Raw genomic sequence first — 12,135 nt, forward strand, 5'->3', positions numbered from 1 at the left:
TGTCGCCAGGCTGTGCGGGTGGCAGAACGAGTACGCGTCCGCGAAATCGAGGACAACGAGGGCAGGCGCCTGCTGCGGATCATCCGCAGAGGTACTGGGTCGGTGGTGACCTGGCGGCGGGCGCAGATGGTGCTGCTGTCCGCGCAGGGCATGCCGGTGGCGAAGATCGCCGAGGTGACGTTCACCAGCGCGGACCGCGTGCGGGATGTGATCCACAACTTCAACTCCGACGGCTTCGAAGCGCTCTACCCGAAGTACAAGGGCGGCCGGCCCAGAACGTTCACCCTGCCCGAGCGGCGCGAGATCAAGAAGATCGCCAAGTCCAAGCCAGCCGAGCACGGCCTGCCCTTCTCGACCTGGAGTCTGGCCAAGCTGGCCGACTTCCTGGTCGCCGAGGGGGTGGTCGACGACATCAGCCACGAGGGCCTTCGGGTCCTGCTCCGCGAGGAGGGCGTGTCCTTTCAACGCATAAAGACCTGGAAGACCTCCCGCGACCCCGACTACGCCGCCAAGAAGGCCCGCGTCGAGCACCTCTACGCGATCGCCGACGGCGAGGTCATACCCGAGGACGGCGAACCCGAAGTCGTCTTCTGCCTGGATGAGTTCGGCCCGCTCAACCTCCAGCCCCACCCCGGGCGGCAGTGGGTCGAGCGCGGCGGACGGCACAAGGACCCCGAGCGAGAGCCGAGGCCCCGTCGGCGGGCGACCTACAACCGTCCAGACGGGGTCCGGCACCTGTTCGTCGCCTACGACCTGGGCAAAGACAAGCTCTACGGCCACATCAAGCCGAAGAAGAACCGGACGAGGTTCCTGGAGTTCTGCCGCTACCTGCGCAGCCTCTACCCGCCGAACATCCGTATCGCGATCGTGCTCGACAACTTCTCCCCGCACCTGACCACGAAGAAGGACTCCCGGGTCGGCGACTGGGCCGCAGCCAACACCGTCGAGCTCGCCTACACACCGACCAACAGCTCCTGGCTGAACCGCATCGAGGCCCAGTTCACCGCCCTGCGCTACTTCGCCCTGGACGGCACCGACCACGCCAGCCACAAAGAGCAGGGCAGCATGATCCGCCGCTACATCATCTGGCGGAACAAGCACGCCGCTGACGAACGGCTACGTGAAGTGGTCGACAGAGCAAACGTTGCCTGATGCGGCACTAGGGCGTGTATCGAAAGTAGATCTTGAGCTGAGATGATCTCGGCCCGTGGCACGTGGAGATCTGACAGAGGAGCAATGGGCGGCGCTGGAGCCGCTGTTGCCGAAGGGCAAGAAGCCGGGCCGACCGCCGATATGGACCAGGAGACAGCTGATCGACGGCATACGCTTCCGGGTCCGCACCGGTATCCCGTGGCGGGATGCGCCGGAGGAGTACGGGCCGTGGGGCCGCGCGTACGACCTGTTCCGCCGCTGGCAGCGGGACGGCACCTGGCAGCGGATCTTCACCGAACTGCAGGCCCGGGCCGACGCGAAGGACCTGATCACCTGGGACCTCAACGTCGACTCCACCGTCGTCCGTGCCCACCAGCATGCTGCCGGGGCGCGAAAAGGGGGGATCTGCAGAAGGAGCCACCCGGCGGCGTCGCCACCGAGCCGGCCGACCATGGCCTCGGACGCTCGCGCGGTGGGCTGACCACCAAGCTGCATCTGGCCGTCGAACAGAGGCAAAAGCCCATGTCGATCGTCATCACCGCGGGGCAGCGAGGGGACTTCCCGCAGTTCGAGGTCGTCCTGGGCCGCATCCGGGTTCCCCGGCTGGGGACGGGCAGGCCCCGCACTCGGCCGCGGCGGGTCCGCGCGGACAAGGCGTACGCCTCTCGCAAGAACCGCGCCTACCTGCGACGGCGTGGCATCCGCTGCACCATCCCGGACAAGTCCGACCAGGCCCGCAACCGCAAGAAACGTGGCTCGCTTGGCGGTCGGCCGCCGAAGTTCGACCCGATTGACTACCGCGAACGGCACGCGGTCGAGTGCGGTATTAACCGCCTCAAAAGGCACCGGGCCGTAGCCACGCGGTACGACAAGTTGGCGGTCCGCTACGAGGCGACCGTCCTTGTCGCGGCAATCAACGAGTGGCTGTGACCAGCACATTCGATCCACGCCCTAGGCTCTGAGGTTGGAGCCTCAGGCCCGCGGATGCGCGCTTGTGATCACTGGTGGTTGGAGCTGAATCTGTCGTCGATGTCTGGGATCCAGAAGCAGATCTCCAACGTCTTCAGGCGGTCCCAGTGCCGCACACGGCGCCCGTGTCTGACTGCTGCAGTCAGGCTCACAAGTAGCAGTGCCGCGCAGCATCCCGCCAGCACACGATCGGATCCTATGACGAGCTCGATCACCGCGATGAAGAGCGCGAACACCAGGGCGAGGGCCGAGTTGCGCAGCATCAACGCGACGCCTTGAAGCCGAGTGATCTCGCCCGCTGCCTCCTTGTCGTGGAGTTCCACCGCAGCCAGCAGCAGAGATGTGTCAGTGCGCACGAAGGCTCGGTCCCGGGACTCGGGCACTCTGGCCACGAAATCGAGACGAGCGTCCTCGGCACTCCAGTTCCAACGCGGTGCCACCTTGTCCAGGAGGGCACTCAGCGGATAGGCGAGATGCCCCAACAGGTAACTGGCAACACCGACTCCGACCACCTGTAGCGCTGACGGTGCCGAGGCCAGACTTGTGAGATCGATGATCTGCAAGCGTGTGAGCACGTAAATGATCAAGGATAGGTGCAGTGCTCCTGGTATCCCGTAGGTGAACAGATCGAAGAAACCCACAGCTAAGGTCACGAAGCTCCCCCTTGACTCTCCAAGGCCCCTGACTCTAGTGAGCGGAGGCCGGGTGTGGCTCTGATGAGTCGAAAGCTTCCTTGCCTGGCCATGATGCGAAAGCGCCGCGAGCACCGCTCAAGTCGAGCATGGACGAGCAGGCTCGGTTCGGCGGTGGTGCCCGAGGTCGCCGCCCGCGCCCAACTGCGAGCGAAGACGGCATTAATCGGCTCAAGCGCCACCGCGCGGTTGCCACGAGATACGAGCTCGCCGTCCGCTACGAGGCGACCGTGCTGATCGCAGTCCTCGACCAGTGGCTGTGACCAGCACTTTCGATACACGCCCTAGTTCGCGGGCGAAGGCATGGCGAACCCGTCCAGCGAGCTCGGAATGGGCAGGCGACACGGGCTGCCCGGGCAGGCCAGCGGACGAGCGCCAGAGCGGTTTGGCCCATGACGGCCTCCGACGTCAGCGCAGCGCGCCAAATACGGTGCGCACCACCGAGGGGACGTCCGCCGGGTCGGATGCCAGTACGGCAGCGGCCCCAAGCGTCAGCACCGACAGTGCAACCAGCGATGTCCGGACAAGGGGCATCAGGTCCGTCCTCCGCACGGTCCCGGCGGATCCCCATGCACGCCACGCCCCAGACAGCCCGAGCGCGAACAGCACCACCAGCTTCATGCTTCTCCTTTGTGTCCGGCCGGCCGCGCGCCGACACGGTGCCGACGTCGCCCGAGCGGCTTTTGTTACAGACGGTGCTGTGGATGCAGGTAAGCGGGCGCGGCTCGTAGGTCTGCACGGCTCCGGAGCCGCCTTCCCGTCACTTCGTTCTCCCGCGTGAAGAATCTCGGCTCGGGGGTGTAACGGACCGCTGGCCGGCGTCGTCGATGTATCGGGCGGATCGCGCCCAGCCGCGAAGGCCTGGTCCCTGCCGGGCCGAGAACGACTACGGGAGCCGGAGACGTGAGCCATGAGAAGTCGAGCGCGAAGCCGCAGGACCAGGCGCCGCAGAGTTCGAGTCAGTTCCTCAAGAGCTACTTCCGGGAGAACTTCGCTCCGTGGGTGGGCTTCGCGCAGAGCCGCTTCTTCCTTCCCAAAGGGGACAGCGAAGACGTCGTCATGACGGCGTTTCGCGAGGCCGCCGCACAGGAGTGGGGGGGCGAGGATGCGCTGGACCGGCTGGGTGCCTTCATGAGGGCCCGTGTGCAGTGGCGTGCAAAAGACCATCTGAAGTCGGAGGCCCGGCGCCTGCAGCACGAAGTCGCCTGCGATACCGCTGCCACACAGGACCTGCCAGACAGCGGCCCCCTACAACCGGAACAGTTGTTCGCCGAACAGGAGGACCGCAAACGGGTCCGCCTCGTGATCCAGCAGTTGAGTCCGCGGGACCGAAAGCACGCCTCCCTCGTTCTCGACGGGCTCACGCCCCAGGAGTGCGCACTCGAACTCGGCCTCACGGAGGTCAACGAACGGGTACGCCGGCACAGATGGATGAGCCGGGTCACCCAGATCGTCCAGCAGGACAGAGAGGAGCAGCGATGACGAACGAGCGTCCGGACGCAGCCGAGAGCATGACCATGGCGGAGCTCTACCTCGGCGACGGTTCCCGGCCCGAGGAGACTGAATGCGGTTTCGCTGTCCTCAGGGAGTTCCGCGCCTTCCGTGAGGGCGGCCATCCGTTCCCCGCTTACTCGGATGAGGAACCGGAGGAGCGGTGGAGTCAGGTTGCTGCCGTGACCGAGGCCCCGGACGGGAAGGAACCGGCCGGGGCCGGCGAACCGCCGGAGGGTGATTCCCGCGACTAGCCGGCGTAACGTCCGAAACCGGGCTTACTGAGGCCGGGATCCTCCAGGAGAGTTGTCCCGCTTTCAGTCAGAGCATCACGACAATCAGGGGGCACATCCATGTCCATCGTCACCCATGTTCGACGCTTGGCCGCCGCCGGGCTCGGCTCGGCCCTTCGCGTCACGGGCGGCAGAGCGGCAACCGGGCACCGAGGAAGCCCCCGAAGGACCCTGGTGTCGATGCTGGCGGCCTTCCTCCTGGTCTGCGGAGTCATCGTCACCTCGGCCACTACGGCACAGGCGGCGCCACCGGACAGTCATCACCCGGCCACCTGGAACATGAACCAGAGCAGTTCCCGATGGCCGGGGGTGTACAGCCTCACCGAACACCACGACGTGGTCGCCCTCCAGGAAGTCCCGCTGAACGCGCCGAGCGCGAGTGAGCGCCTGCGAGACATTCGTGGAATCGAGCGCTACCGATGGCGCGAGAGCGCCCGTGATCCCTACCGATATCTGTTCATCCTGCGGCACCCTAGCCGGAACATCGGCATGGTCACACGCTGGCAGCCGAGCAACATCTACGAGATCCTCAGCGTCTACCGACCCGCGCTCGCCGTCGCCCACCGCGGCGACGGCGTCCTGTTCGCCTCCGTGCACGCTGAGTCCCCCGGCGGCAACGACACTGGCGCGCTGCTGCGCCGCATCGCCCACACCGCTCGGGTCCAGAATCTGCGCTGGGCGGCGTTAGGCGACTTCAACCGGCGTCCGGAGGCCGTGCCCACCTTGCGGGATCTCCCGAGGGACTACCGCATCTACAGCCCCGGCCAGGCCACCCATGCCAACGGCGGCGAATACGACTACATGATCTCCAACGTCGACACCGATAACTGGCAGGGCACCGTGGGTGCCAACAGCACCAGCGACCACTGGCCCGTCCAGTTCGGCTCCCTGCAGGCGGGCGGGGAGCCGGTCGAGTTCACCATGCACACCGAAAACAACGACATGCTGGTGGGCGCCCAGAGCACCCGCATCAACGCCCCTGTCATCCAGACTCGCGACGACGGCGACACCTCCCGCTGGCGCCTGATCCGCGTAGCAGCGAACAGCCGCTACGCGATCATGAACATGGCCAGCCGCCTGTGCATCGACCTCCATTATCCCCGGATTCCCCAGCGCTGGTACGCCGAGCTGCAACTCCGGGACTGCGATGCCGATGCCGTCAGCCAGCAGTTCGTTCTGGAACACCCCGACCGGCGTTTGCCGAACCTGACCGCAATCGGCTACCCCGCGACCGCCACCATCAACGAGGTCGCCAGCATCAGCCGCGGCGACACCCGCGAGGGTGCCCAGGTAGCTCTGTACCCCCTCCTGCCCTCCCCATACGCGCACCCCGCTGCCCTTCCCTTCCAGTCCTTCTACCTCCACCCCCATGAGTGGGAGTGATGCGTTCTCGCGTCCCGAGACCCGGGCTGATGCTGGGGGTGTGTCAACTTAACGGCCGTGGACCGACATCATCAATGATCTGGAAGCCCGCGCGCCCTTTGGGTCGAGATGAGGCTGGTCGAGGAATAGCCACCCTGCGGTGAAGCGAGTGATCGTGGCCCACCGTGCCCCGCAGCGTCACCAGCGTTCGACTCACTAGAGATCCCGAGGCATGACGAAGGCCCGGACCCGGTGTCCGGGCCTTCGTCATGCCTCGGGATCTCTCTTCCCGGCCGCTGCTGTCCGTGTCCCGGCTTCCGGCCCTACGGGGTGAAGAAGCCGTGCCCGGCAGGACGAGACGGAAGCACCCGAGCCCTGTCACTGTCCCGACCGCCATGTCGAACTCATGCCAGAGGCAGTACCGATGACCAGCCGCCAGACTCCCCGGGCAACACCTGCGCCGATCACCGTTACGCTGGACACGCCCACCCTGGGCCGGGTCGAAGCCCCACAGGGACGCTCTCCAGAGAGCCGCAGCAGGACAGCCGACCGCGAGGCGCGCACCACCCCCACGCGGACGACACCACCACAGGTGTCCGCCGTCTCTGCTCCTTCGCGTTCTAGGAGAATCCCGATGCCTCGGGACGAGCGCTCTGCCGCATCCGCACATCCTGATCCACCCAGCACGCCCGGGTCGACACCCGCTGGGAAACCGGCACTTCTGTCACAGCGAACCGCGCTGATCCTCTTCATCGGCCTCGTCAGCGGCCTCGGCATCGGCGTGCTGACCTTCTTCGCCGAGAAGTCCTGTCCCAAGGCGATCATTGCCGGCATCGTCGCTGCCGCGGGATGCACAGCAGGGCTGCACAACCTGATCGACTAACCGGCGGGGTCGGGCAGGACTTCCCTACCCGACCCCGCAGCATTCCGGACGTCAAGCGGCGCTGAACTCATGGGCAGGGCCGCCGCGCCACTCCACCCACTGCGGGTCGTCCAGGACGGCCTCGGGTTCCGCAACGCCGGCGCCGCGGTTTTCGTGGCTGGCCGCGGTTGGGGCGGAGCCCCCTCGCCTCTTGGAGCGGCCTACCGCGCACCAGGTTGTTCAACTCGGTGATCGCGGTCCCTGCGTGCGCTGCTCACGCTTCCCCGTCGTTGGTGTCCCGGTCGCTGTGGGTGAGGCGCTCGCTCTGGTGGCCTGGCGCGTCGGCTCTGCAGGGTCGGAAGCGGGCGAGGTATGCCGGGCTTGGGCCGCGGCGCTCGGTCAGGTGGAGGCCAGCGGGGTCGGCGAGCCGGTGCAGCCGGCCGAAGGGGATCCAGTGCCGGTCGAAGAACTCGCCGATCACCAGCCGCCCGCCTGGTGCCAGCACCCGTGCCGCCTCGCGCAGTACCCGATCCGGCTCGGGGATCTCGCCGAGCGCGGTCACGGCGTATACGGCGTCGAATGTCCCGTCGGCGTAGGGCAGTTCACGTGCGTCCGAGCGGGTGGGCCTGATCGTCGCCAGGCCGTCGCGCTCGGCGCGGCACATCACGTGGTCGAGCATCTCCTGCTGGATGTCGAGCACATCGAGCCGTCCCTCCGGCCCGAGCTGCGGGGCGACGTGCAGCGACTGCAGGCCCGTCCCCGGGCCGATCTCCAGGATCCGCTCCCCCGGTCGCGGCCGCAGTACGGCGTCCATCCGGCCGGCGGTCAGGAACGGCAACGGCACGTCGAGCAGGCCGCGTTGGGCGTACGGATAGGGCGCCGTGTCGCCCAGCCACCAGGCGGCGGCCAACGCGGCGCCCGCGCCGGCGGCGACCGCCCAGCGGGTCCGGGCCGGGATCGGAGCGACGGGGGCGGTGGGGATGCGGTGCATGGTGTTCTCCGATGGATCGATTCGGTCCGTGGTACGTAGTCGGGCGGTCGGCGTCACGCGTGTCGGCTCAGCGCCCGCAGCGCCAGCCGGCCGCACAGCGCGGCGAGCGGCAGCTCGGCGCCGAGCGCCATGGCGACCGCGGTGGCGAAGTCGCCGCCCGGGGCCGCGGTCGTGGTGTCGAACCAGGCGTCCACCACAAGCAGCGTCGCGGTCGCGGCGGCTGCCAGGGCGTGCCGCCGGTCGCCGCGGGCAGCGAGGAGGCCGGTGGCGATCAGGCCGAGCGCCTCCAGCGCGTCGAGCCCGACCCAGGCGACCGGCCAGTGCGCCGCGGTCGCGGTGGCCGGCAGGCCGGTGGCCAGCACGTACAGCCACGGCAGCAGGGCGAGCCCGCAGGCGACCAGCAGCCACCCGGCCCGCCGCATGCCCCGCGCCGGGCGCGGCTCCTCCGCCTCTTCGTGGAGCGGGATGACCTCGGCGCGGTCGAAGCCCTCGGCACCGGCCACTTCCTCATCACACAACACCAGTTGACGCATCGTCTTCCCCCGCTCCCGGTCGGCTCTCCCCTTCACGTGCTCCACCCTCCGCCGCACACCAGGGCGCCGTCAGTCACACAGGGTTCCAACCCGGGGTGGAGACAAGTGCACCCCCGAACCGGGCGGGAGCGTCATGGCACGGGGATGGCCTGCGGCTTTACCGTTTGACGCATGCAACTCACGACGTGGCTGCAGCTGGTGCTGGGCCGGCCGTTCCGCAGGGCGGGACACCGGACCGCGCTCGTCGCCGCCGGCCTGCCGCTCCACCTCGCCGTAGTGCCCCTGTGGCTCTGGCTGCTCGGCACGCTGGCGGCGTTGGTGCCGGCCATGACTCCGCTGCCCGTCCTGCTCACGCTCGTGGCGCTGCCCGTGCTGCTCACGCTCGTGGTGACACCCCTGCTGACCGTCGGGCAGCGGCGACGCTACCGGGCGCTCGTCGGCAAGGACCTCCCGCGCCCCGCCGTGCCCGGGCCGGGACGCAACTGGAAGTCGGCGGTACGTCGGCTGACCACGCGGGCCTTGTGGCGGCAGGTCTGCTACCACGCCGTGGCGGGTCCGCTGCTCGCCGTCCTGGACCTCGCCGTCCTCGCCGTCTGGGCCGCCGCTCTCGTGGCCGCCTCCATCTACGTGTGGATCTGGGCGCTGCCCCCGCAGTTGCGGGTCACCGACCTCGGGTACACCACGCAGGCCGCGTACATCACCGCCGGCGGCCTCGCCCTGCTGTTCCTCGGGCCCCGGCTGACCGGCGCTCTGGTGCGGCTGGAGACCCGGGCGGCCGAGGTCCTGCTCGGCCCCAGCCGCACGGAGAAGCTGGCCCGCCGGGTCGCCGACCTCGCCGAGAGCCGGGCCGGCGTGCTCGACGCCGCCGACGCCGAGCGGCGGCGGATCGAGCGCGACCTGCACGACGGCGCACAGCAGCGCCTCGTCTCACTCGCCGTCAACCTGGGCCTGGCCAGGGCCACCCTCGGCGACCTGCCAGCGGATGCCCGCAAGGTGATCGACGAGGCGCACCGCGAGGCGAAGGAGGCGATCGCCGAGCTGAACAACCTCGTGCGCGGCCTGCATCCGGCCGTCCTTGAGGACCGCGGCCTCGACGCCGCGCTGTCCGGGGTCGCCGCCCGCCTCCCGATCCCGGTGCGCGTGGCGGTGGACCTGCCGCAGCGCCCCTCACCCACGGTCGAGGCCGTCGCGTACTTCGTGGTCTCCGAAGCCCTGACGAACGTGGTCAAACACGCCCAGGCGACCCGGGCGGACGTGACCGTGGAGCGGATCGAGGAGACACTGCTGGTGGTCGTCGCGGACGACGGCGCGGGCGGCGCGGATCTCGCGGCGGCCGGCGGCACCGGGCTCGCCGGGCTCGCCAAGCGCGTCGCGTCCATCGACGGCACGTTCTCCTGCCACAGCCCCGCCGGGGGCCCGACCGTCATCACCGTGGAGCTGCCGTGCGCGCCGTGATCGCCGAGGATTCCCTCTTGCTGCGCATCGGCGTGGTCAAGGTGCTGGAGGCGGCCGGCTTCCAGATGTGCGCGCAAGTCGCCGACGCGGAAGGGCTGCTGGCAGCCGTCGAGGAGCACCGGCCCGACATCGCCGTGGTCGACGTGCGCATGCCGCCCGGCTTCACCGACGAGGGAGTGCGCGCCGCGCTGGTGATCCGCCGCCAGTACCCGCGTACCGCCGTGCTCCTGCTGTCGCAGTACGTGGAGGAGCGGTACGCCGCCGATCTGCTCGCCGCCAACACCTCGGGCGTCGGCTATCTGCTCAAGCAACGCGTCGCCGACGTCGAGGAGTTCGCCGAGGCGGTACGCCGGGTGGCGACCGGCGGCACCGCGCTCGACCCGCAGGTCGTCGCGCAGCTGCTGGTGCGCCGGCACAGCGATCCACTCGACCGGCTGACACCGCGCGAGCGGGAGGTGCTGGAGCTGATGGCGGGCGGCCGGTCCAACTCCGGCGTCGCCGCCGAGCTGGTCGTGAGCGAGAGCGCGGTCGCCAAGCACATCAACAGCATCTTCACCAAGCTCGACCTGCCCAAGGCCGACGCCGACCACCGCCGCGTCCTAGCGGTGCTGCGCTTCCTGGGCGTTGCGACCGCATAGTGCGCGATCACGCCCGCATGCCCAGTCGACAACAGTGCTGATCGCCATTTGGTGGGGAATGCGGCGCCTTCGGACACGTGCCCTCCAGGCCATCCGTGAGCACCTCAGGCGGCGCGCCATCCGGGCGGTCATACCCGTGCCGGCCGATCAACGCGGCCACCGTCTGCGACGCGGCAGCCGGGGTGGCAGGCCACCCGCCTTCGACCGCGAGACCAACAAGCAACGCAACACGGTCGAACGCGGCTTCACCGTCCGGGACAGGAAGTCCTTGCCACGGTCCACCCGCACCTTCTCCGGCACGCCGCCGAACGGACCCGTAGGAATTCTCACGCAGGACCGCGGAGCGCAAGCCGGCCAGCACCGACTCCCGCGACGAATACACCGGCGTGCTGGCGACACCAGTGACCGCGTTGGTCGCGCAGTCGGTGAACCAGGTGATCCACGGCCTGCGAGCATGGCCGTCGACATCGACCAGCACCGGAACCTGCATGTGGTCGCTCTCCCACACCTGGTTCCGCCAGCCGCGGGGCCGTGCCAGGAACACATCATGCTTACGCGCCGCCCGCTCCCCACCCGCAAGCCCCGCCCGCTCCCCCGGCGACAGATCACGACGGATCGCCGTGGGCCCCGTGGCCGCGGGACCATCCCCGCAGGTGCGGGGAGCAGACCGCCGCCCAGACGCTGCAGGCCAGTGTCGAGGGACCATCCCCGCGGGTGCGGGGAGCAGAGGCCCGCGGCCTCGATGGGCACGCGGACGTCCGGACCATCCCCGCGGGTGCGGGGAGCAGCCCTGACCCACCAGGCGGACCTCGTTCTCAGAGGGACCATCCTCGCGGGTGCGGGGGAGTGTCGAGAAACGGCCGTACAACCATTGGGCCGAGCTACCCCCGCGGGCGCGGGGACGACGAGCTGCTGTGCAACGGGTTCGCTCTCGATCGGGAGCTACCCCCGCGGGCGCGGGGACGACTTGATCCGCAGGTTCGTGCCGACCTGGAAAGAGGAGCTACCCCCGCAGGCGCGAGGACGACACACGTTCGTCAAGCCGACACGCGGGCCCGGGCCCGGCCGGGAAGTGGTCGAGCGGGCGTGGCCGCGCCGCGGCGGCACAGTCGTGGGGGAGCTCGCCGAGGGGCGGCGAACTCGCAGAAAGGGCTTCGATGGACATCCTCCTCGCACTCGTCCAGCTGGCTGTTCGCTTCCTCCTCACCGACGACGGCCTCCTCTGGCGGGGGGCCCGCCACCCTGCCCTGCCAAGTCTCGTGGGGCTCGAACGGCCGGGAGAGCCCGGGCGTAGCGGGCGTCCCCGCTTGAGGTCCGCCGCACTCACCGCTGGCCCCGCTGTGCGCCGCGGCCCCGCCACCACCACAGCGGGGGCCGGCGCCGCCCACCAGCGTTTCTGGACTTGCTGGACCGCCCGACGCGCACGCGATGACCCATTATTATCGAACTTCAGTTCGACATTCCGCAAGCGGCCCGCCCAGGGGCCAGACAACGACCGTGCCCGCGATGCCATGCCCCTTCCCCTGCGGCCGTGAGGACATCACGCAGCCACCGAAGAACAGCGACAGCCCGTTGGCCGGCAGGGAGTTGCCTGGCACCGGCGGAGCAGGGCCGCGGACGGCGGCCCCGTCTTTCCGCGGCGCGCCGCCGGGACGAGCGGCGAACAGGCCTGCCTCCCAAGCTGCTTGCCCGGTGTC

At 69.3% G+C, this 12,135-nt stretch carries 13 protein-coding genes and 1 pseudogene; 9 read left to right on the plus strand and 5 right to left on the minus strand.

Features of this window, described 5'->3' with window-relative positions:
• Nucleotides 1–18 precede the first annotated feature (18 nt).
• Both ABZ876_RS32500 and ABZ876_RS32505 read left to right on the plus strand, forming a co-directional pair.
• Nucleotides 19–1,152 carry an IS630 family transposase gene (locus ABZ876_RS32500; protein WP_361788697.1) on the plus strand — a complete coding sequence of 378 codons (1,134 nt, stop codon included), beginning with the start codon at nucleotides 19–21 and terminating at the stop codon, nucleotides 1,150–1,152.
• 55 nt (nucleotides 1,153–1,207) lie between these two features.
• A pseudogene (locus ABZ876_RS32505) lies at nucleotides 1,208–2,082 on the plus strand (IS5 family transposase).
• Between the two features lie 68 nt (nucleotides 2,083–2,150).
• On the opposite strand, the gene ABZ876_RS32510 reads toward ABZ876_RS32505, so the two are convergent.
• Nucleotides 2,151–2,774, minus strand: a complete 624-nt coding sequence (locus ABZ876_RS32510) for a hypothetical protein (protein ID WP_361788698.1) — start codon at nucleotides 2,772–2,774, stop codon at nucleotides 2,151–2,153.
• Nucleotides 2,775–2,902: 128 nt separating this feature from the next.
• On the opposite strand from ABZ876_RS32510, the gene ABZ876_RS32515 reads away from it, so the two are divergent.
• Complete coding sequence (locus ABZ876_RS32515) at nucleotides 2,903–3,076, plus strand: hypothetical protein (protein WP_361788699.1); 174 nt, start codon at nucleotides 2,903–2,905, stop codon at nucleotides 3,074–3,076.
• 145 nt (nucleotides 3,077–3,221) lie between these two features.
• Here the strand turns inward: ABZ876_RS32515 and ABZ876_RS32520 are convergent, their stop codons facing one another.
• On the minus strand, nucleotides 3,222–3,434 hold the full coding sequence (locus ABZ876_RS32520) for a hypothetical protein (RefSeq protein ID WP_361788700.1): 213 nt from the start codon (nucleotides 3,432–3,434) through the stop codon (nucleotides 3,222–3,224).
• A 282-nt stretch (nucleotides 3,435–3,716) separates the two neighbouring features.
• On the opposite strand from ABZ876_RS32520, the gene ABZ876_RS32525 reads away from it, so the two are divergent.
• The 4 genes from ABZ876_RS32525 to ABZ876_RS32540 all read left to right on the plus strand — a co-directional run bounded on the left by ABZ876_RS32525 (nucleotide 3,717) and on the right by ABZ876_RS32540 (nucleotide 6,842).
• Entirely contained in the window at nucleotides 3,717–4,295 is a 579-nt protein-coding gene (locus tag ABZ876_RS32525; protein WP_361788701.1) for a hypothetical protein, read from the plus strand.
• Nucleotides 4,292–4,558 (plus strand): hypothetical protein, encoded by a 267-nt coding sequence (locus ABZ876_RS32530; RefSeq protein WP_361788702.1) that lies wholly within the window; start codon nucleotides 4,292–4,294, stop codon nucleotides 4,556–4,558. The genes ABZ876_RS32525 and ABZ876_RS32530 overlap by 4 nt, the downstream gene beginning before the upstream one ends.
• Nucleotides 4,559–4,771: 213 nt before the next feature.
• Entirely contained in the window at nucleotides 4,772–5,980 is a 1,209-nt protein-coding gene (locus ABZ876_RS32535; protein WP_361788703.1) for an endonuclease/exonuclease/phosphatase family protein, read from the plus strand.
• Nucleotides 5,981–6,593: 613 nt separating this feature from the next.
• On the plus strand, nucleotides 6,594–6,842 hold the full coding sequence (locus tag ABZ876_RS32540; protein WP_361788704.1) for a hypothetical protein: 249 nt from the start codon (nucleotides 6,594–6,596) through the stop codon (nucleotides 6,840–6,842).
• A gap of 253 nt (nucleotides 6,843–7,095) precedes the next feature.
• Here ABZ876_RS32540 and ABZ876_RS32545 read toward each other — a convergent pair whose 3' ends face one another.
• Entirely contained in the window at nucleotides 7,096–7,812 is a 717-nt protein-coding gene (locus tag ABZ876_RS32545) for a methyltransferase domain-containing protein (protein WP_361788705.1), read from the minus strand.
• A gap of 53 nt (nucleotides 7,813–7,865) precedes the next feature.
• Complete coding sequence (locus ABZ876_RS32550) at nucleotides 7,866–8,381, minus strand: hypothetical protein (protein ID WP_361788706.1); 516 nt, start codon at nucleotides 8,379–8,381, stop codon at nucleotides 7,866–7,868.
• Between the two features lie 135 nt (nucleotides 8,382–8,516).
• Here ABZ876_RS32550 and ABZ876_RS32555 point away from each other — a divergent pair, with 135 nt between their 5' ends.
• Complete coding sequence (locus ABZ876_RS32555; protein ID WP_361788707.1) at nucleotides 8,517–9,800, plus strand: histidine kinase; 1,284 nt, start codon at nucleotides 8,517–8,519, stop codon at nucleotides 9,798–9,800.
• Nucleotides 9,788–10,438, plus strand: a complete 651-nt coding sequence (locus ABZ876_RS32560) for a response regulator transcription factor (RefSeq protein WP_361788708.1) — start codon at nucleotides 9,788–9,790, stop codon at nucleotides 10,436–10,438. The genes ABZ876_RS32555 and ABZ876_RS32560 overlap by 13 nt, the downstream gene beginning before the upstream one ends.
• 7 nt (nucleotides 10,439–10,445) lie before the next feature.
• On the opposite strand, the gene ABZ876_RS32565 is transcribed toward ABZ876_RS32560, so the two are convergent.
• Entirely contained in the window at nucleotides 10,446–10,928 is a 483-nt protein-coding gene (locus ABZ876_RS32565) for a hypothetical protein (protein ID WP_361788710.1), read from the minus strand.
• Between the last annotated feature and the right edge of the window lie 1,207 nt (nucleotides 10,929–12,135).

Origin of the sequence: Streptomyces sp. NPDC046931, assembly GCF_040644655.1 — a bacterium.
Lineage (GTDB): Bacteria > Actinomycetota > Actinomycetes > Streptomycetales > Streptomycetaceae > Streptomyces.

What these genes read in the sequence shown, in the direction of transcription:
- ABZ876_RS32515 (WP_361788699.1), top strand. Translation starts at nt 2,903, where the DNA reads ATGGACGAGCAGGCTCGGTTCGGCGGTGGTGCCCGAGGTCGCCGCCCG.
- ABZ876_RS32520 (WP_361788700.1), bottom strand. Translation starts at nt 3,434, where the DNA reads ATGAAGCTGGTGGTGCTGTTCGCGCTCGGGCTGTCTGGGGCGTGGCGT.
- ABZ876_RS32530 (WP_361788702.1), top strand. Translation starts at nt 4,292, where the DNA reads ATGACGAACGAGCGTCCGGACGCAGCCGAGAGCATGACCATGGCGGAG.
- ABZ876_RS32540 (WP_361788704.1), top strand. Translation starts at nt 6,594, where the DNA reads ATGCCTCGGGACGAGCGCTCTGCCGCATCCGCACATCCTGATCCACCC.
- ABZ876_RS32545 (WP_361788705.1), bottom strand. Translation starts at nt 7,812, where the DNA reads ATGCACCGCATCCCCACCGCCCCCGTCGCTCCGATCCCGGCCCGGACC.
- ABZ876_RS32555 (WP_361788707.1), top strand. Translation starts at nt 8,517, where the DNA reads ATGCAACTCACGACGTGGCTGCAGCTGGTGCTGGGCCGGCCGTTCCGC.
- ABZ876_RS32565 (WP_361788710.1), bottom strand. Translation starts at nt 10,928, where the DNA reads ATGCAGGTTCCGGTGCTGGTCGATGTCGACGGCCATGCTCGCAGGCCG.